Source organism: Methylobacterium sp. A54F (genome assembly GCF_053346035.1).
Genome location: NZ_JBKFBF010000005.1, coordinates 209,323 through 226,104, shown reverse-complemented (window position 1 = coordinate 226,104; position 16,782 = coordinate 209,323). Strand labels below are relative to the sequence as shown.

Annotated in this window: 18 protein-coding genes; 10 read left to right on the top strand and 8 right to left on the bottom strand. The window is 70.9% G+C overall.

Features of this window, described 5'->3' with window-relative positions; all coding sequences use genetic code 11:
* The first annotated feature begins 1 nt into the window (after position 1).
* From ACLBXP_RS10685 to folK, 5 genes are all read left to right on the top strand, one after another.
* Positions 2 to 763, top strand: a complete 762-nt coding sequence (locus ACLBXP_RS10685) for a hypothetical protein (RefSeq protein ID WP_447667735.1) — start codon at positions 2 to 4, stop codon at positions 761 to 763.
* A complete protein-coding gene (locus tag ACLBXP_RS10680; RefSeq protein ID WP_447667629.1) occupies positions 744 to 1,112 on the top strand; it encodes a hypothetical protein in 369 nt (122 codons plus the stop codon). Before ACLBXP_RS10685 ends, ACLBXP_RS10680 begins: the two co-directional genes overlap by 20 nt.
* 211 nt (positions 1,113 to 1,323) lie before the next feature.
* Complete coding sequence (folP, locus tag ACLBXP_RS10675; RefSeq protein WP_447667734.1) at positions 1,324 to 2,103, top strand: dihydropteroate synthase; 780 nt, start codon at positions 1,324 to 1,326, stop codon at positions 2,101 to 2,103.
* Positions 2,100 to 2,474, top strand: coding sequence for a dihydroneopterin aldolase (gene folB, locus ACLBXP_RS10670; protein WP_447667628.1), 375 nt, complete (start codon positions 2,100 to 2,102; stop codon positions 2,472 to 2,474). Before folP ends, folB begins: the two co-directional genes overlap by 4 nt.
* Positions 2,471 to 2,944 (top strand): 2-amino-4-hydroxy-6-hydroxymethyldihydropteridine diphosphokinase, encoded by a 474-nt coding sequence (gene folK, locus ACLBXP_RS10665; protein ID WP_447667627.1) that lies wholly within the window; start codon positions 2,471 to 2,473, stop codon positions 2,942 to 2,944. Before folB ends, folK begins: the two co-directional genes overlap by 4 nt.
* 40 nt (positions 2,945 to 2,984) lie before the next feature.
* Here folK and xoxJ read toward each other — a convergent pair whose 3' ends face one another.
* The 6 genes from xoxJ to ACLBXP_RS10635 all read right to left on the bottom strand — a co-directional run bounded on the left by xoxJ (position 2,985) and on the right by ACLBXP_RS10635 (position 9,162).
* The gene (gene xoxJ, locus ACLBXP_RS10660) at positions 2,985 to 3,845 is read right to left on the bottom strand and encodes a rare earth element methanol dehydrogenase accessory protein XoxJ (RefSeq protein WP_447667626.1); all 861 of its coding nucleotides are present in this window, start codon (positions 3,843 to 3,845) and stop codon (positions 2,985 to 2,987) included.
* Positions 3,845 to 4,456, bottom strand: a complete 612-nt coding sequence (locus tag ACLBXP_RS10655) for a c-type cytochrome, methanol metabolism-related (protein WP_447667625.1) — start codon at positions 4,454 to 4,456, stop codon at positions 3,845 to 3,847. Before ACLBXP_RS10655 ends, xoxJ begins: the two co-directional genes overlap by 1 nt.
* Positions 4,457 to 4,596: 140 nt before the next feature.
* A complete protein-coding gene (gene xoxF1, locus ACLBXP_RS10650; protein ID WP_447667624.1) occupies positions 4,597 to 6,399 on the bottom strand; it encodes a lanthanide-dependent methanol dehydrogenase XoxF1 in 1,803 nt (600 codons plus the stop codon).
* Positions 6,400 to 7,034: 635 nt separating this feature from the next.
* A complete protein-coding gene (locus ACLBXP_RS10645; RefSeq protein WP_447667623.1) occupies positions 7,035 to 7,322 on the bottom strand; it encodes a hypothetical protein in 288 nt (95 codons plus the stop codon).
* 149 nt (positions 7,323 to 7,471) lie between these two features.
* The gene (rnd, locus tag ACLBXP_RS10640; protein ID WP_447667622.1) at positions 7,472 to 8,626 is read right to left on the bottom strand and encodes a ribonuclease D; all 1,155 of its coding nucleotides are present in this window, start codon (positions 8,624 to 8,626) and stop codon (positions 7,472 to 7,474) included.
* Between the two features lie 125 nt (positions 8,627 to 8,751).
* Positions 8,752 to 9,162, bottom strand: a complete 411-nt coding sequence (locus ACLBXP_RS10635; RefSeq protein ID WP_447667621.1) for a hypothetical protein — start codon at positions 9,160 to 9,162, stop codon at positions 8,752 to 8,754.
* A gap of 120 nt (positions 9,163 to 9,282) precedes the next feature.
* On the opposite strand from ACLBXP_RS10635, the gene aspS reads away from it, so the two are divergent.
* Genes aspS through ACLBXP_RS10615 form a run of 4 tightly spaced genes read left to right on the top strand, consistent with a single transcriptional unit; the run spans position 9,283 to position 13,434 of the window.
* Positions 9,283 to 11,094, top strand: a complete 1,812-nt coding sequence (gene aspS, locus ACLBXP_RS10630; protein ID WP_447667620.1) for an aspartate--tRNA ligase — start codon at positions 9,283 to 9,285, stop codon at positions 11,092 to 11,094.
* A 47-nt stretch (positions 11,095 to 11,141) separates the two neighbouring features.
* Positions 11,142 to 12,014: a glycosyltransferase gene (locus ACLBXP_RS10625; protein WP_447667619.1), complete on the top strand. Its 873-nt coding sequence runs from the start codon at positions 11,142 to 11,144 to the stop codon at positions 12,012 to 12,014.
* Positions 12,011 to 13,081, top strand: coding sequence for an acyltransferase family protein (locus ACLBXP_RS10620; RefSeq protein ID WP_447667618.1), 1,071 nt, complete (start codon positions 12,011 to 12,013; stop codon positions 13,079 to 13,081). Before ACLBXP_RS10625 ends, ACLBXP_RS10620 begins: the two co-directional genes overlap by 4 nt.
* 11 nt (positions 13,082 to 13,092) lie before the next feature.
* A complete protein-coding gene (locus ACLBXP_RS10615) occupies positions 13,093 to 13,434 on the top strand; it encodes a hypothetical protein (protein WP_447667617.1) in 342 nt (113 codons plus the stop codon).
* Here ACLBXP_RS10615 and ACLBXP_RS10610 read toward each other — a convergent pair.
* Complete coding sequence (locus ACLBXP_RS10610) at positions 13,407 to 13,667, bottom strand: DUF3297 family protein (protein ID WP_447667616.1); 261 nt, start codon at positions 13,665 to 13,667, stop codon at positions 13,407 to 13,409. The genes ACLBXP_RS10615 and ACLBXP_RS10610 overlap by 28 nt on opposite strands.
* A gap of 58 nt (positions 13,668 to 13,725) precedes the next feature.
* Entirely contained in the window at positions 13,726 to 14,346 is a 621-nt protein-coding gene (locus ACLBXP_RS10605; protein ID WP_447667615.1) for a CatB-related O-acetyltransferase, read from the bottom strand.
* An 81-nt stretch (positions 14,347 to 14,427) separates the two neighbouring features.
* On the opposite strand from ACLBXP_RS10605, the gene ACLBXP_RS10600 reads away from it, so the two are divergent.
* Positions 14,428 to 16,761, top strand: coding sequence for an NADP-dependent malic enzyme (locus tag ACLBXP_RS10600; protein ID WP_447667614.1), 2,334 nt, complete (start codon positions 14,428 to 14,430; stop codon positions 16,759 to 16,761).
* The last annotated feature ends 21 nt before the right edge of the window (positions 16,762 to 16,782 follow it).

The following is a 16,782-nucleotide window of genomic DNA, read 5'->3' as shown; positions in this document are numbered from 1 at the left end:
TGTGACGACCACGGCCCTGCTGCTGGCCCTCTGCGCCTTGCCGGGCATCTTGCCGGCCACCCTGCCGGCCGCGGCGCAGGACGCCGCCAAGCCGGCGCCAAGCCCTGCGACCGAAACGCCGGCGCCCGCCGCCCCGGCGGCCGAGAAGCCAGCCGGCGCGACGCCGAGCGCCGCGGACCTGCTGTTCGAGCAGCCGCAGCTGCGGAACGCTGCGCCCGGCACCACCCTGACCTACGACTACCTGCGCCGCTCCGGCATCGCCAAGGGTCCCTTCGGGCCGGTGCTCAACGACACCATCAAGCTCTCGCTGGACGGCGCGAAGGAGCCGGACGCGCGCAACGTACGCGTGGAGATGTTCTCGGGCGCCAACCGCTTCCCGGCGGGTCCGTTCGAGGACATGCCCGGCAACCCCCTGATCCCGCTCTTCCTGGAGAACCACCTGCGCAGCCTCGCCCGCGTGCTGGAGGCGAACCCGCGCTACCTCAAGAACGCCATCCGCAAGGGCCTACGCGACCGGGCCACGGTCACGGCCGTGAAGGTGCCCTTCGGCGGCCGCGAGGTCGACGGCTGGCGCATCGTCGCCAAGCCGTTCGAGGGGGATCCCCTCACCGACCGCATGCGCGGCATGTCCAACATGACCTACACCTTCGTCACCTCGCCGGAGGTGCCGGGCCAGATCGTCTCCATCGAGGCGCAGTCCAGGAATCCGGAGGGCGGCGAGCTTCTCGAGGAGCGAGTGAACTATGATCAGAAGGCTGGTTGAGCGCGGCGCCCTGGCGGGCCTGCTCCTGGGCGCGGCGCTGGCCCTGCCAGTCCGCGCCGCGGAGTCCGAGAACGACTACCCGACCGACGCGCGGGCCGACTACGTGTTCGGCTGCATGGCGGCCAACGGCCAGACCCGGGACTCGCTGCAGCGCTGCTCCTGCTCGCTCGACGCCCTCGCCTCGATCCTGCCCTACGACCGGTACGTGCAGGCGAGCACGGTCCTCTCCATGCGCCAGGGCATCGGCCAGCGCTCGAACGAGTTCCGCTCGACGAAGATGTTCGACGACAAGGTCGCGGAGCTGCGCCGCGCCCAGGCCGAGGCCGAGATCCGCTGCTTCCGCGGCTGAGCCGCGCCGAGGGTCTGTCCGCCGGTATGGACCGGCGGACAGCGGACGGGCCGATCCCGTTGCCTCCCTCCCCGCTTTCGTCCACATCCGGTGCGGGGCCCCCGCGGGCCCGCGACAGGATGCATGGCGCGCCGTGAGCGAGAACCCGCCCGACCCCGAAGCCCCCGCCCTCGTCCGCCTGCTGCCGGAGCTCGGCCGCCGGACCCTGGTGATGGGCATCCTTAACGTCACGCCCGATTCCTTCTCCGACGGGGGCCGCTTCGAGGGCGAGGCGGCGGCGACCGCCCAGGCCGAGCGCCTGGTGAGCGAGGGCGCCGCGCTCGTCGACGTCGGCGGCGAGTCGACCCGCCCGGGCCACGTCCCCGTGCCGGCCGAGGCCGAGCAGGCCCGGGTGCTGCCGGTGATCCGCGCCCTGGCGCCGCGCCTGCCCGTGCCGATCTCCATCGACACCTACAAGGCCTCCACCGCCCGCCTCGCCCTGGAGGCTGGCGCCCGCATCGTCAACGACGTCTGGGGCCTGCAGCGGGAGCCCGACATCGCCCGCGTCGCCGCCGACCACGGCGCACCCGTGATGGTGATGCACAACCGCGAGACCATCGAGCCGGACATCGATATCGTGGCCGACATGCTGCGCTTCTTCGAGCGCTCCCTCGACATCGCCCGCCGGGCCGGGATCCCCGAGCGCGACATCGTGCTCGACCCCGGCATCGGCTTCGGCAAGAGCTGGGAGCAGCACCTGGAGGCGCTGCGTCGCCTGCCCGAGATCCGGGCGCTCGGCTTCCCGCTCCTCGTCGGCGTCTCGCGCAAGTCGCTGCTCGGGCGGCTGCACGACCGCGAGACGCGGCCGGCCGACCGGCTCCACGGCTCCCTCTCCGCGCACGCGCTGGCGGCGACCCTCGGGGCCGACATCGTGCGCGTCCACGACGTCGCCGCCCACGTCGACGCCATGCGGGTGGTCGACGCGGTGATGCGGCCGGAGACGCGGGCGTGAGCGACCGCATCCTCGTCCAGCGCATCGCGGTGTTCGGCTATCACGGCCTCCTCCCCGAGGAGGCCCGCCTCGGCCAGCGCTTCTACGTCTCCCTCGACGCCCGCATCGACCTGCGCCCGGCCGGCGAGGCCGACGACGTCGCGCTCACCGTGAGCTACGCCGACATGACAGAGACCGCGACCGCCATCGCCACCGGGCGCCGCTTCGACCTGATCGAGGCCCTCGCCGAGGCCATTGCGGGGGAGATCCTGGGGCGCTTCCCGGCCCTCTCCGCCCTCACCGTGCGGATCGACAAGCCGAGCGCGCCGGTGCCGGCGGTGATCGAGGGCGTTTCCGTCGAGATCACCCGGACCCGCGGGGACGCGCGATGACCGCTGCCTATCTCGGGCTCGGCAGCAACATCGGCGACAAGGCCGCCATGCTGGACGCCGCGGTGGACAGGCTCGCCGCCACCGCCGGACTCCGCGTGGTCGCCCGCTCGGCCGACTACCGGACACCGCCCTGGGGGGACACCGACCAGGACTGGTTCCTGAACGGGGCGCTCGCCATCGAAACGAGCCTCACGCCGCACGAGCTCCTCGACGCCTGCCTCTCCGTGGAGGCCGCCCTCGGCCGCGTGCGCGAGCGCCGCTGGGGCCCGCGGGTCATCGACATCGACGTGCTGTCCTACGCGGGCGCCACCGTCGCGGACGAGCGGCTCATCCTGCCCCACCGCTTCGTGCGCGAGCGCGCCTTCGTGCTGGTGCCCCTCGCCGAGATCGCCCCGGACCTCGTCATCGGCGGCGAGACCGTGCGGGACGCCTTGGCGAAGCTCGACGCCCGCGGCATCGAGCCCGCGTGAGGACGCCCTTCGGCCCTCACGCTCCCGCTCGCTTGCCGGCTCACTTGCCGGCCGTCGGCTCCAGGAGCTTGTTGTCGTTCTCGTCGAGGAGCGGCACGTCGAAGGCGCGTAGCACGCCCTCGATGTCGGCCCGGCGCTTGCGCAGGATCGTGTTGAGCGAGCGCTTCCAGTCGTCCTCGCCCATGCGCACGCCCATGGCGATGCGGTAGCTCATGGAGGGCCGGTCCGGCTCCTGCAGAAGGGGCGTGACGACCATGTCGGTGCCGCTCTGCTTGGCCAGCCATCCGGCCGCCGGCCCCCACAGGATCGCCGCGTCGATCTTCTGCTCGGCGAGGTCCGCGATCACGGCCGCGGACACCGTCTGGTGCTTGCGGGCGGGATCGAGCTGGTAGGGCGCGTAGGCCTGCATGCTGGAGACCATGCCGAGGTCGCCGAGGCGGTTCACCGGCGGCGTGCCGGCGATGACGCCGAGGCGCTTGCCCTTGAGGCGCGGATCGTCGAGCTTCGCGATCCCGTCGAAGTCGCCGCGGCGGGTGACCAGCGCGTAGGCCGAGCGGTAGTACGGGTTGGTGGTCTGGACGAGATCCGCCCCGAAGGCCGAGCCGAGGATCAGGTCGCACAGGCCGGTGCCCAGGGTGTTGCGGACGAAGCCCGGCCCCTGCGTCAGCCAGTAGTAGCGGACCTTCACCTTCAGTTCGTCCGCGATGATCGCGGCGATCTTGTTCTCGAAGCCATCCTCCTTGCGCTCGGAGAACGGCATGTTGCCCGGGTCGCCGCAGACGCGCAGCGTGTCCGTGGTGACGAGGTCGGGCAGGTGCTGCGCGGAGGCGTCGCGCGCTCCTGCCAGGATCGGCAGGAGCGACGCGAGCGCCGCGGCAATCCGCTGTGCGAGGGGCGTCATCAGCCGCCCAGGCACTCCTTCTCGACCTTCTTGGCGGCTTCGGGCTTCTCTTCCTTGTCGCCGGGGCGGACGCGGCCCATGGCGCCGGCGGCCCGGGCCTTCAGGTAGACGTAGAGGTCGTCGGCGTAGCACATGACGTTCTTGTTATCGCCGAACGCCGGCATGACCTTCTGGTCGGAGGTCGAGACGTCCTGCTTGCCGCCGGCGAGGATGCCGATGAACTCCTCGTAGGAGAGGTGCTTCAGCGAATCCTTGAGGGCCGGGGCGTAGGTCGAGCCCATGCCGTCAGGGCCGTGGCAGACGTGGCACTCGGCGTGGTAGCGGCGGTATCCCGAGTAGGCGTACCAGTCGACCTTCTTGCCCTGGTCGGTGACGTGGAAGGTCGGATGGCCTTCGGCGTCGAGGTACTTGCCGTCCTCGACCTTCACGGCCGCGTCCTTCTTGAGGAGCTTCTCGTCCGGCTCGGCCGACTTGTCGTTCGGGTTGAGCGAGTTGGCGAGAGCGGGGTCGGCGGGCTTGGCATCCTCAGCATGTACGGCCACCGCGGAGACGGAGGCTAGGGCGAGGGCGGCCACGCTGGACCGCAGGACGAACTTGCTGAGGGTGTTCACCACACGTTTTCTCCCTGAGATGGGACCTGAACCGGTCTGGGGCGATCCTTCGGCGCCCTCTTGCGAACGGTTATAATCATAAGAGTGCCGGCGCGGAAACCCGCGCCGGCACCCGGTTTCGAGGTCGGACCTGCGGCCGATTAGTTCGGCAGCGTGAAGACGGTCAGCTGACCACCGAGGTTGGTGTAGTTCGACAGGGCCGCGTAGCCGCCCACCGCGCCGAGACCGGCATTCGGGTCGGTGAGACCGGCCGCCAGGCCGATGCCCGCCCAGCCACCGACACCCGACAGGATGCCGACGTACTGCTTGCCCTTGTGCTGGTAGGTCATCACGTTGCCGATGATGCCCGACGGCGTCTTGAACTTGTACAGCTCCTTGCCGGTCTTCGAGTCGACCGCCTTCAGGTAGCCCTCCAGCGTGCCGTAGAAGACCACGTCACCCGCCGTGGCGAGCGCGCCCGACCACACCGAGAACTGCTCCGGGTTCGACCATTTGATCTTCCCGTTCACGCCGTCCCAGGCGATGAAGTTGCCCATGCCGCCGTGCGAGTTCGGGGCCGGGTACATCGACAGGGTCGCGCCCACGTAGGGCTGGCCCGGGGTGTAGGACACCTTGAAGGGCTCGTAGTCCATGCAGACGTGGTTGGTCGGCACGTAGAACAGCTGCGTCTTCGGCGAGTAGGCCGCCGGCTGCTGGTCCTTGGAGCCCAGCGCGGCCGGGCAGATGCCCTTCGAGTTCACGTCCTCGCCGTTCTGCTCGGTCGAGTACTTCGACACGACCAGCGGACGGCCGTAGTTCTTGGAGCCCTTCTCCATGTCGACCTTGGTGGCCCAGTTCACGACCGGATCGTACTTCTCGGCGACGAGCAGCTCGCCGGTGGCGCGATCGAGGGTGTAGCCGAAGCCGTTGCGGTCGAAGTGGGTGAGCAGCGGACGCTCCTTGCCGTCGACCTTCTGATCCGAGAGGATCATCTCGTTGATGCCGTCGTAATCCCACTCGTCGTGGGGCGTCATCTGGTAGACCCACTTGGCCTGTCCGGTGTCCGGGTTACGCGCCCAGATCGTCATGGACCACTTGTTGTCGCCCGGACGCTGCTTGGGGTTCCAGGTCGAGGGGTTGCCCGAGCCGTAGTACATCAGGTCGAGCTTGGGATCGTAGGAGAACCAGCCCCAGGTGCAGCCGCCGCCGGTCTTCCACTGATCGCCTTCCCAGGTCTTCAGCGAGGAGTCCTTGCCGACCGGCTTGCCGAGAGAGGTGGTCTTCTCGGGGTCCATGATCATGTCGGCGTCGGGGCCCTGCGAGTGGCCGCGCCAGACCTTCTTGCCGGACTTCAGGTCGTAGGCGGTGACGTGGCAGTTCACGCCGAACTCGCCGCCGGAGATGCCGACGATGACCTTGTCCTTGACCGGCAGGACGGTGGCGGTGTTGGTCTCGCCCTTCTTCGGGTCGCCGTTGACGACCGACCAGTTCACCTTGCCCGACTTGGCGTCGAGCGAGACGAGGGTGGTGTCGGCCTGGTGCAGCAGGATGGCACCGTCGGCGTAGGCCAGGCCACGGTTGACCGTGTCGCAGCACATCACCGGGATCACGGACGGATCCTGCTTGGGCTCGTACTTCCAGACGATCTTGGCCTCGTGGTCGAGGTCGAGCGCGTAGACGATGTTCGGGAAGGGGGTGTGGACGTACATCATGTTGCCGACGACGAGGGGCGAGCCCTCGTGACCGCGCAGCACGCCCGTCGAGAAGGTCCAGGCGACCTGGAGGTTCTTGACGTTTCCGGCGTTGATCTGGTCGAGCTTCGAGTAACGGGTGTTGGCGTAGTCAACCGTCTGAAGCACCTGCTGGGCAGGGTTATTGATCTGCTTCAGCAGATCCTCGTTGGCGAGCGCCGGGGTGGCAACAGCCACGCTTGCGCCGAGTGCGAGAAGGTGTACCGCTCTCATGGATTCCTCCGACAGATCTTGAGTCCCGCGCACGTTCCCTCACGGTCGCGTGCTGAGACCTGACCTGCTGCTTGCGACAGGGATCGATTCGCTCCGGTAGCGGGCGGGTTTCGTGACGCTTGTTCTCGGCTCTCGCCGGTCACTCTGCCAGGAGCCGCCCTCCCTTTGGCGACCCCCTCGAAACCGAAGCTTGAACGAACTCTAAGAAAAATTCGGCCGCCGTCAATCGGCTCGGTCGAGGCTTGGCCGCAGCAAAGCCAAGTCTTGCTTTGCCATTAGCCATGGTGAGCCAGGGTATTGCCCTGCAAAATTCGATGTTGCGGTGCGATAAGTAAGCGACGCTGCCATAAAACATGTTTGACAGAGACGGACCTGTGGCATGCCTTCATCGCATGTGAACGGGCATGTACACCAAGAGGCATGTCTTCGAGGCGTGTCGACAGGCTTTCGGAAACGCTCGCTCACGCCGGCGTGTCCTTCCGCTGACGGCGCAGTGCGAAATGGTCAAGCTCGGGCGTTGGGGGCGGCGGACGCTGCGGCGTCCTGCAACGTCGCAGGCCGCCTGCGCGCGTCTGCGCTTTCTCGCCGCAGATTTCTTGGGACAGGCCGGCCCATCCGCGGAGCCGCTCTCACGCTCAGAGGATCGTGACAAGGCCCGTGCTCTCGAACTCGGCCTGATCGCCGAGGAGATCCGTCACGGAGATGTCGATGCGCCGCCCGTTCTTGAGGCGCAGGGTCGAATCGGGCTCCAGCCAGATCGGCCGCAGCCCCGCATGACTGCCCACCAGGGTGCCGTGGGCGAGAAGCCTGTTCTGGCGCCGCTCCACGACGACCTTGTAGCGGACCCGCACGGGCTCGCAGCCCTGCGCGGAGACGATGCCGCGGCCCGTCAGCGTCTGCAGGACTTCATCGGGTTCATACATCGGGACGCGGGGCGAGCGGCTCGGGGGATCGGGACGTTCCGGCAAACGCGTTGCCGCTTCATCCCGACTTAATGTCCCATGCGCGCCCTGTCACCGGGCTTGAGGGGCCTTGCCCCCGGCTTCCGCGCGTGGGTCCCGCCCCGCAGGCGTCAGGTCAGATCGCGAACCACGACGCGACCGCCCTCCGCCGAGAGCGCGAGGCGGCCGCTCTTAAGGGCGAGCGCCTTCTCGCCGAACAGCCCGCGGCGCCAGCCCTGCAGCATCGGCACGTCGGCCGCGTCGTCCTCGGCGACGGCCTCGAGGTCGTCGACGGTGGCGATGATCTTCGGCGCGACCCCTTCGGCCTCGCAGACCGCCTTGAGCAGAACCTTGAGGAGCTCCACGATGGCGCCGGTGTTGCCGCTCCGTCCCCGGGCCCGCTCCGGGATGGTGATGCCGGTGAGGTCACGGCCGAGGCCGCGCTCCACCGCGGCGAGGATCTCGGCCCCGGTGCGCGAGCGCTCGAAGCCCGCCGGAATGGTGCGCAGCCGCCCCATGGCCTCGACGCTGCGGGGCGCGGCCGTGGCCACGTCGATCACCGCCTCGTCCTTGAGGATGCGCCCGCGCGGCACGTTGCGCGCCTGCGCCTCCCGCTCGCGCCAGGCCGCCACCTCGGCGAGGACGGCGATCTCGCGGGGCTTGCGCATCCGCCCCGAGAGCCGGCGCCAGGCCTGGGCCGGATCGGCCCGGTAGGTCTCGGGAGAGGTGAGGACGCCCATCTCCTCGTCGAGCCAGGCCCCCCGGTCGGTCCGTAGCAACTCGCCCGCCAGAACCTCGTAGATCTTCACGAGGTGGGTCACGTCCGAGAGGGCGTAGGCGAGCTGGGCATCGGAGAGGGGCCGCCGCGACCAGTCGGTGAAGCGGGACGACTTGTCGATCTTCGCCTTGGCGACGTCGTTGACGAGCTGCTCGTAGGAGACGGAATCGCCGTAGCCGCAGACCATGGCGGCGACCTGCGTGTCGAAGAACGGCTGCGGCAGGATCTCGCCCATCAGCCAGATGATCTCCAGGTCCTGGCGCGCGGAGTGGAACACCTTCACGACGCCCTCGTCGGCCATCAGGTCCACGAAGGGCCGGAGGTCGATCCCGTCCGCCAGCGGATCGACCAGGACGGCGGTCCCGTCCGGTCCCGCCATCTGGATGAGGCAGAGCTTCGGATAATAGGTCGTCTCCCGCATGAACTCCGTGTCGACGGTGACGAAGGACTGGCGGGCAAGGCGGGCGCAGGCGTCGGCCAGGGCCGGGGTGGTGGCGATCAGGTCCATGGGTCCCGGCTATAGCGAAGGATCGGCTCGATGGGGAGCCGGCCTCGGAGAAGTCCCCGTTTTGCAGAGGCTTCCGTCACACGGCCCGGCAAACGGGGTGCCCGGCGGGCCGCGCCGCGCTGAGCTCAGGCGGCGCGGCCCGCCGTGACGCGGTGGGCGCGGGCGAGCTTGCGCCGGAGGGCCGCGCTCGCCCGCCGCTGCTCCGCGGCGCGGGCGAGGAGCAGGTCAAGGATGCCGGCCTCGATGCGCTGGCCCGTCAGCCCGTCGGTGAGGCGGCGGATCCGGTCGACGCGGAAGCCCCGATAGCCGCCCCGCGCCCGGTCGATGCCGCCGATCAGCGTGCGGCCCGGCCCGAGCTTCAGCTCGCGCGCCTCCAGGGTGCGGGCGCTCCAGATGCCGTTCCCGTCCTCGTAGACGAGGTCGAACCGGCCCTCCAGCGGCAGCACCTGCCAGGCACCCTCGCGGCGCTCGGCCGGGATCTCGGTCCCGGCCCCGGCGGGCAGCAGGCCGGGTGGGGAAAAAGCGTTGTCGATCATGGGGCTTATATGGGAATCCCGGGGCCGTTCCGGAAGGGCTCCGCGCCCCCCGCGGGACCCCCGCGCTTGACTTGAGGCCACCCGCGTGAATGGTGCCGCGCGATGTCGCAAGAGCCCGAAATGCACCGTTACCGTACCCACACCTGCGGGGCGCTCCGCCCGTCCGACGTCGGCCAGACCGTCCGTCTGTCCGGCTGGTGCCACCGCATCCGCGACCACGGCGGCGTCCTGTTCATCGACCTGCGCGACCATTACGGCCTGACGCAGTGCGTGGTGGATTCCGACTCCAAGGCCTTCCGGGCGGCCGAGGCGGTGCGCTCCGAGTGGGTGGTGCGCCTCGACGGACGGGTGCGCACGCGCCCCGCCGGCACGGAGAACGCCGAGCTGCCCACCGGCACCGTCGAGGTCTACATCGACGACCTGGAGGTCCTGGGCGCCGCGGCCGAGCTGCCGCTGCCGGTCTTCGGCGACGTCGAGTATCCGGAGGAGACGCGGCTGCGCTACCGCTTCCTGGATCTCCGCCGCGAGAAGCTGCACGCCAACATCATGAAGCGCGGGGCGATCATCGACGCCCTCCGCCGCCGCATGCGCGAGGGCGGCTTCTTCGAGTTCCAGACCCCGATCCTCACGGCATCGAGCCCCGAGGGTGCCCGCGACTACCTCGTGCCCTCCCGCGTGCACCCCGGCAAGTTCTACGCGCTGCCGCAGGCGCCGCAGCAGTTCAAGCAGCTCACGATGATCGCGGGCTTCGACCGCTACTTCCAGATCGCCCCCTGCTTCCGCGACGAGGATGCGCGGGCCGACCGCTCGCCGGGCGAGTTCTACCAGCTCGACATCGAGATGAGCTTCGTGACGCAGGAGGACGTGTTCCAGGCGGTGGAGCCGGTTCTCCGCGGCGTCTTCGAGGAGTTCGCCGAGGGCAAGCGCGTCACGGGTGACTTCCCGCGCATCACCTATGCGGACGCGATGCTGAAGTACGGCGTCGACAAGCCGGACCTCAGGAACCCCCTGCTCATCGCCGACGTGACGAGCGAGTTCGCCGACGAGGCCGTGGAGTTCAAGGCCTTCAAGGGCGTGATCAAGGCGGGCGGCGTGGTGCGGGCGATCCCCGCCACGGGCGCCGCCGCGCAGCCCCGCTCCTTCTTCGACAAGCTCAACGACTGGGCACGCTCGGAAGGCGCGCCGGGCCTCGGCTACATCGTGTTCGAGGACGAGGGGGGGCAGCTCGCCGGCCGCGGCCCGATCGCGAAGTTCATCCCGGCGGCGATCCAGGCGCGCATCGCCGCGGCCGCCGGCGCGAAGGCCGGCGACGCGGTGTTCTTCGCGGCCGGCCCGGAGGCCAAGGCCGCCTCGCTCGCCGGCAAGGCGCGCATCCGCATCGGCGACGACCTGAACCTGTCGGACAAGGACCAGTACGCGTTCTGCTGGATCACCGACTTCCCGATGTACGAGTGGAACGAGGAGGAGAAGCGCATCGACTTCTCGCACAACCCGTTCTCGATGCCGAACTTCGAGCACGAGGCCTTCCTGGGCCTCGGCGAGGCCGACGCCGAGACGATCCTCGGCATCAAGGCGTTCCAGTACGACATCGTCTGCAACGGCATCGAGCTGTCGTCGGGCGCAATCCGGAACCACAAGCCCGAGATCATGGAGAAGGCCTTCGGCCTCGCGGGCTACGGCCGGGACGTTCTCGAAGCGAAGTTCGGCGGCATGCTGAACGCCCTGCGCCTCGGGGCCCCGCCCCACGGCGGCATCGCGCCCGGCGTCGACCGCATCGTCATGCTCCTCTGCAACGAGCCGAACATCCGCGAGGTCGTGCTGTTCCCGATGAACCAGCGCGCCGAGGACCTGATGATGAGCGCCCCCTCGGAGGCGACGGCCAAGCAGCTGCGGGAGCTGCACATCCGCCTGAACCTGCCCGAGAAGAAGTAGGCGCGGCGCCCTCCCCGCCCCGGGGAGGGCCAGATCGGAACCGTCCCGTGCCGAGCCTCGCCGCGATCGTCGTCGCCCACGACAGCGCCCACGCCCTGCCCGCCTGCCTCGCGGCGCTCGCCGCCGAGCACGTGCCGGCCATCGTCGTGGACAATGCGAGCCGGGACGATTCCGCGGCGGTGGCCGAGGCGGCCGGAGCCGCGGTGATCCGCAACCCCCGCAACGAGGGCTACGGCCGGGGCAACAACATCGGGGTGCGGGCGGCGGCGCGCGCGCGCCACGTCCTCATCCTCAATCCCGACGTGGTGCTCCGCCCCGGCGCCGTAGACGCGCTGCTCGCGGCGGTCGCGGCCTATCCGGACGCGGGCCTCTACGCCCCGCGCCTCGTGGAGCCGGACGGGCGCTACTTCTTCCAGCCGCGCTCGCTGCTCGCGCCCTACCTGACGAATCCGCGCGGGCGCCGCGACCGGCCGGAGGGCGACGCCTGCGCACCCTTCCTGTCCGGCGCCTGCCTCCTCGCCGAGCGGGAGCTCTTCCTCGCCCTCGGCGGCTTCGACGAGGAGATCTTCCTGTTCTACGAGGACGACGACCTCTGCCGCCGCGTGGCGGATGCGGGCCGCGCCCTCGTCCACGTGCACGCCGCGGTGGCGCTCCACGGCCGCGGCCGCTCGGCGGCGCCGGAGCCCGGCCGGGTGTTCCGGAGCCGCTGGCACCTCGCCTGGTCGCGTGCCTACGTGTCCCGGAAGTATGGGCTGCGCGACGACAGCCTGCGGGGCCTCCTCGTGAACGGGGGCAAGGCGGCGCTGGCGGCCCTCGCCCTCCGGCGCGCGGGGCTTGAGCGCTACGGCGGCTCGGCGGCGGGCGCGCTCGCCGCCCTGCGCGGGCGCCGGGCCCTCGCCCGCGAGGGCCTCGTGCCGTGAGGACGGTCGCGGACGCCCTCGCCGAGCCCCGCAACGGCTTCTCGGGCCTGCGCCTCGCGCTGGCGCTGGCCGTCGTCGTCTCGCACGCCTGGAGCGTGACGAGCGGCAACGCCCTCGACGAGCCGCTGACCCGCGCCACCGGCTTCACGCTGGGCGAGCACGCCGTGAACGGCTTCTTCGCGGTCTCGGGTTTCCTCGTCACCATGAGCCTCGACCGGCGGGGCGCGCGCGACTACGTGATCGCGCGGACCCTGCGGATCCTGCCGGGCCTCCTCGCCGCGACCCTCCTGGTGGCGCTCGGGCTCGGCGCGGCGATGAGCCGGCTGCCGGCGGCCGCGTACTACGCGGATCCCGGCCTCTGGCGCTTCGTGGTGGGCACGCTCACCACCTTCAAGAGCAACGCGAGCCTGCCGGGCGTCTTCGCGCAGAACCCCTATCCGAGCCCGCTCGGGACGGTCTGGACCCTCAAGTACGAGACGCTCTGCTACGCCGGCGTGCTGGGCGCGGGGCTCCTCGGGCTCCTGCGGCGCCCGCTGGCGGCCCCGATCCTCGCCACCATCCTCGCCCTCGCGCTGGTCGTCCTCGAGGCCCGCCACGCGGACCTCCCGAAGGGCGTCGAGACGGCGCTGCGCCTGCCCCTGATCTTCTCGATCGGCGCCGCGCTCTACCTCGGGCGGGCCCGGGCGCGCCTCGGCTGGCCGCTCGCCCTGGCGCTCGCCGCGGCGGCCTTCCTCGCCCACGGCACCGTCCTGTACCGGGCGCTGCTGTTCGGGGCGGAAGCCTACGGGGCGGTCTGGCTCGCCCTGGCTCCGGCGCTCGCCCGCCCGCTCTTCGACCCGCCGGCCGACCTCTCCTACGGGATCTACCTCTACGGCTGGCCGATCCAGCAGAGCCTGCACGCCCTCTGGCCGGCGGCGCCGGCCCCCCTCCTCCTCGTCCCGGCGCTCCTCCTGACCCTCGGGATCGCGGCCGCCTCCTGGTACGGGGTCGAGCGGCCGGCGCTTCGCCTCAAGGCCCGGGCGCTCGGCCGGCGGACGCTCGGCACCATCGAGCCCGCGGGTCCCTGAACAACGTGTCCGTGAATGCTCCCACCGGGCGCCCGCTGCCGCCCCTGCAGGCCATCGCGCTCGCGGCGCGGCTCCTCGAGGCGGCCAGCTTCGCGGAGGCCGCCCGCAACGCGCGCGGCGACAGCCGCTACCTGCGCCCCGCCGGCTGCCCGTTCTCCCTGCGGGTCTCGAACCACGCCCGGACCCCGAAGCAGCGGCGCGGCCATCCCGAGGTGCTGGCGAGCCTCGTCATCCGGGCGCCGAGGACCGCCGCGCAGGTCGCCGCGCTGGTCGAGGCGGCGCTGCGGGATTTCGGCGCGAACCGGGCCCGGCGGGAGGGGCTGGCTCAGCCCTCGGCGGGGGCCCTGAAATAGGGCTCCACCGCGCCCTTCAGCTTCACCGTCATCGGGTTGCCGGCGCGGTCGAGGGTCTTGCCGGCGCTGAGGCGGACCCAGCCCTCGCTGACGCAGTACTCCTCGACGTTCGTCTTCTCGACGCCCTTGAAGCGCACGCCGACGCCGCGCTCCAGCACCTTCTCGTCGTAGAACGGGCTCGACGGGTTCGTGGCGAGGCGGTCCGGCGGGGAATCGGTGGCGGTCTCGCTCATGGCGGGGTCCTCGGTCTCGTCCGCCCGCGAGCCTTCGCCGGCGGGCCTCGGTCCGCGCCTACGGCATCGCACGGGCGCGCGCAACGGCGGCGAGGAGGTCGGGGACGGGCCCGCCCTGGAGGAGCGGCACGAGGCCCGTCACCGCGGCGTGGGGCAGATCCCACCAGGCGGCCTCCACCAGCGCCGCGGCGGTCGCCGCGTCGAAGCGCTGGCGCACCACGCGGGCCGGGTTGCCGGCCACCACCGCGTAGGGCGGCACGTCCCGGGTCACCACCGCGCGGGCGGCCACCACCGCGCCGTGGCCGACGCTGACGCCGGACAGGATCATGCAGCCGGAGCCGAGCCAGACGTCGTGCCCGATCGTCACGTCGCCCCGGGAGGCGTGGTAGTCGGCCGGCGCCTCGGCACCCGGAAAGAGGCCGGGCATCGCCGCGAACGGGTAGGTCGAGGCCCAGTCGAGCCGGTGATCGCCGCCGAGCAGGATCTCGACCTTGTCGGCGATGGAACAATAGCGCCCGATCGTCAGCCGCCGGCCCGATTCGGGGAAGCGCACCTTCGGCCGTCCGTAGGAGTATGCGCCGATGGAGAAGCCGTAGCGGCGGACCAGGGTCTCCAGGTGGAGGCGGGTCTCGTTGTGCGGGTTGCGCCCTCTCCTCAAGCGGTGCAACAGAGCCAGCATCAGACGGGACGCCCGGGCGCGCGGGGCTCGAATCCGTCGGGGGCCGGTCCAACGGGGCCGGCGACGCAGGGAGAAGGGCACATGGCCGACAACATGTCCGAGGATCTCAAGTCCGGGGCGCTCGTCTACCACCGCCTGCCCAAGCCCGGAAAGCTCGAGATCCAGGCGACCAAGCCGCTCGGCAACCAGCGCGACCTCGCGCTGGCCTACTCGCCCGGCGTCGCTGCCGCCTGCATGGCGATCCACGAGGACCCGCAGGAGGCCGCCACCCTCACGATCCGCCAGAACCTCGTCGCGGTGCTCTCGAACGGCACGGCGGTGCTCGGCCTCGGCGACATCGGCCCCCTGGCCTCCAAGCCCGTGATGGAGGGCAAGGCGGTCCTGTTCAAGAAATTCGCCGGCATCGACGTGTTCGACATCGAGGTGGACCAGAACGACGTCGACAAGCTCGTGGACGTGGTCTGCTCGCTGGAGCCGACCTTCGGGGGCATCAACCTCGAGGACATCAAGGCGCCCGAGTGCTTCGAGGTCGAGGAGCGCTGCCGAGCCCGGATGAACATCCCGGTCTTCCACGACGACCAGCACGGCACCGCGATCATCGTCGCGGCGGCCGTCCTCAATGGGCTGGAACTCGCCGGCAAGGCCTTGTCCGACGTCCGCATCGTCACCTCGGGCGCGGGCGCGGCGGCGCTCGCCTGCCTCAACCTCCTCGTCTCCCTGGGCGCCCGGCGCGAGAACATCGTCGTCACCGACATCAAGGGCGTGGTCTACAAGGGCCGGCCCGAGCTGATGGACCGCTGGAAGGACGTCTACGCGCAGGAGACGGAGGCCCGCACCCTCGCCGAGGTGATCCCCGGCGCGGACGTGTTCGTCGGCCTCTCGGCCGGCGGGGTGCTCAAGCCCGAGTACCTGGAGAAGATGGCCGAGAACCCGCTGATCATGGCGCTGGCCAACCCCTACCCCGAGATCATGCCGGACCTCGCGCAGGAGAAGCGCCCCGACGCGATGATCTGCACCGGGCGCTCGGACTTCCCGAACCAGGTCAACAACGTCCTCTGCTTCCCCTACATCTTCCGCGGTGCCCTCGACGTCGGCGCCACCTCGATCAACGAGGAGATGAAGAAGGCGGCCGTGAAGGCGATCGCGGCGCTCGCCCGCGAGACGCCCTCCGACGTCGTCGCCCGCGCCTACGGGGGCGAGGCGCGGCCCTTCGGGCCGCGCTCGCTGATCCCGAGCCCGTTCGACCCGCGCCTGATCCTGCGCATCGCCCCGGCGGTCGCCAAGGCCGCCATGGATTCGGGCGTCGCCGGGCGCCCGGTGGCCAACATCCAGGCCTACGCCGAGAGCCTCGACCGCTTCGTGCACCGCTCGGGCTTCATCATGAAGCCGCTGTTCACCAAGGCCAAGGAGGCGCCCAAGCGCGTCATCTATGCCGAGGGCGAGGACGAGCGGGTGCTGCGCGCCGTGCAGGCCATCGTGGAGGACGGGGTCGCCAAGCCGATCCTCGTCGGCCGCCCGCGGGTCGTCGAGACCCGGCTCAAGCGCTTCGGCCTGTCGATGCGCCAGGGCGAGCACTTCGAGCTGATCGACCCCGAGGACGATCCCCGCTACCGCAAGTACGTCCAGACCTACCTGGACGTGGCGGGCCGGCGCGGCATTACGCCGGAGGCGGCGCGCACGCTCGTGCGCACCAACACCACGGTGATCGGCGCCATCGCGGTCCGCCGCGGCGAGGCCGACGCCCTGATCTGCGGGCTGGAGGGCCGCTTCGAGACGCGCCTGCGCATCATCCGGGACGTGATCGGCCTCAGCCCCGGCGTGCAGGAATGCGCCGCGATGAGCCTGATCGTCACCAAGAAGGGCGCCTACTTCCTGGCCGACACCCACGTCCGGCCGGACCCCACGGCCGAGCAGATCGCCGAGGTGGCGATCGCCTGCGGCAACCACGTCACCCGCTTCGGCCTGACGCCGAAGGTCGCCCTCCTCAGCCACTCCGATTTCGGGCAGTCGGACTCGGCTTCGGCCAAGAAGATGCGTGCCGCCGCGGACCTGCTGCAGGCCCGGGCCCCCGACCTTCAGGTCGACGGCGAGATGCAGGCGGATTCGGCGCTCTCCGAGATGGTGCGCGACCGGGTGCTGCCGGGCTCGCGCCTGCGCGGATCGGCCAACGTGCTGATCTTCCCCAACCTCGATGCCGCCAACATCGCCTTCCAGTTCGCCAAGGTGCTGGCCGACGCGCTGCCGGTCGGCCCGCTCCTGATCGGGCCGGCGAAGCCCGCCCACATCCTCACGCCCTCGGTGACCGCGCGCGGCATCGTCAACGTCACCGCGGCCGCGGTGGTGGAGGCGCAGGCCGGCCACGTCGGCGCGGGCGCGGACGCGGCGGAGGCCGGCGTCGGACCGATCTCGGAGTAGGGATACGGCGGGGCGGCTCGC

What these genes read in the sequence shown, in the direction of transcription:
- ACLBXP_RS10680 (WP_447667629.1), top strand. Translation starts at nt 744, where the DNA reads ATGATCAGAAGGCTGGTTGAGCGCGGCGCCCTGGCGGGCCTGCTCCTG.
- folP (WP_447667734.1), top strand. Translation starts at nt 1,324, where the DNA reads ATGGGCATCCTTAACGTCACGCCCGATTCCTTCTCCGACGGGGGCCGC.
- folK (WP_447667627.1), top strand. Translation starts at nt 2,471, where the DNA reads ATGACCGCTGCCTATCTCGGGCTCGGCAGCAACATCGGCGACAAGGCC.
- xoxJ (WP_447667626.1), bottom strand. Translation starts at nt 3,845, where the DNA reads ATGACGCCCCTCGCACAGCGGATTGCCGCGGCGCTCGCGTCGCTCCTG.
- xoxF1 (WP_447667624.1), bottom strand. Translation starts at nt 6,399, where the DNA reads ATGAGAGCGGTACACCTTCTCGCACTCGGCGCAAGCGTGGCTGTTGCC.
- ACLBXP_RS10645 (WP_447667623.1), bottom strand. Translation starts at nt 7,322, where the DNA reads ATGTATGAACCCGATGAAGTCCTGCAGACGCTGACGGGCCGCGGCATC.
- rnd (WP_447667622.1), bottom strand. Translation starts at nt 8,626, where the DNA reads ATGGACCTGATCGCCACCACCCCGGCCCTGGCCGACGCCTGCGCCCGC.
- ACLBXP_RS10635 (WP_447667621.1), bottom strand. Translation starts at nt 9,162, where the DNA reads ATGATCGACAACGCTTTTTCCCCACCCGGCCTGCTGCCCGCCGGGGCC.
- aspS (WP_447667620.1), top strand. Translation starts at nt 9,283, where the DNA reads ATGCACCGTTACCGTACCCACACCTGCGGGGCGCTCCGCCCGTCCGAC.
- ACLBXP_RS10610 (WP_447667616.1), bottom strand. Translation starts at nt 13,667, where the DNA reads ATGAGCGAGACCGCCACCGATTCCCCGCCGGACCGCCTCGCCACGAAC.
- ACLBXP_RS10605 (WP_447667615.1), bottom strand. Translation starts at nt 14,346, where the DNA reads ATGCTGGCTCTGTTGCACCGCTTGAGGAGAGGGCGCAACCCGCACAAC.
- ACLBXP_RS10600 (WP_447667614.1), top strand. Translation starts at nt 14,428, where the DNA reads ATGGCCGACAACATGTCCGAGGATCTCAAGTCCGGGGCGCTCGTCTAC.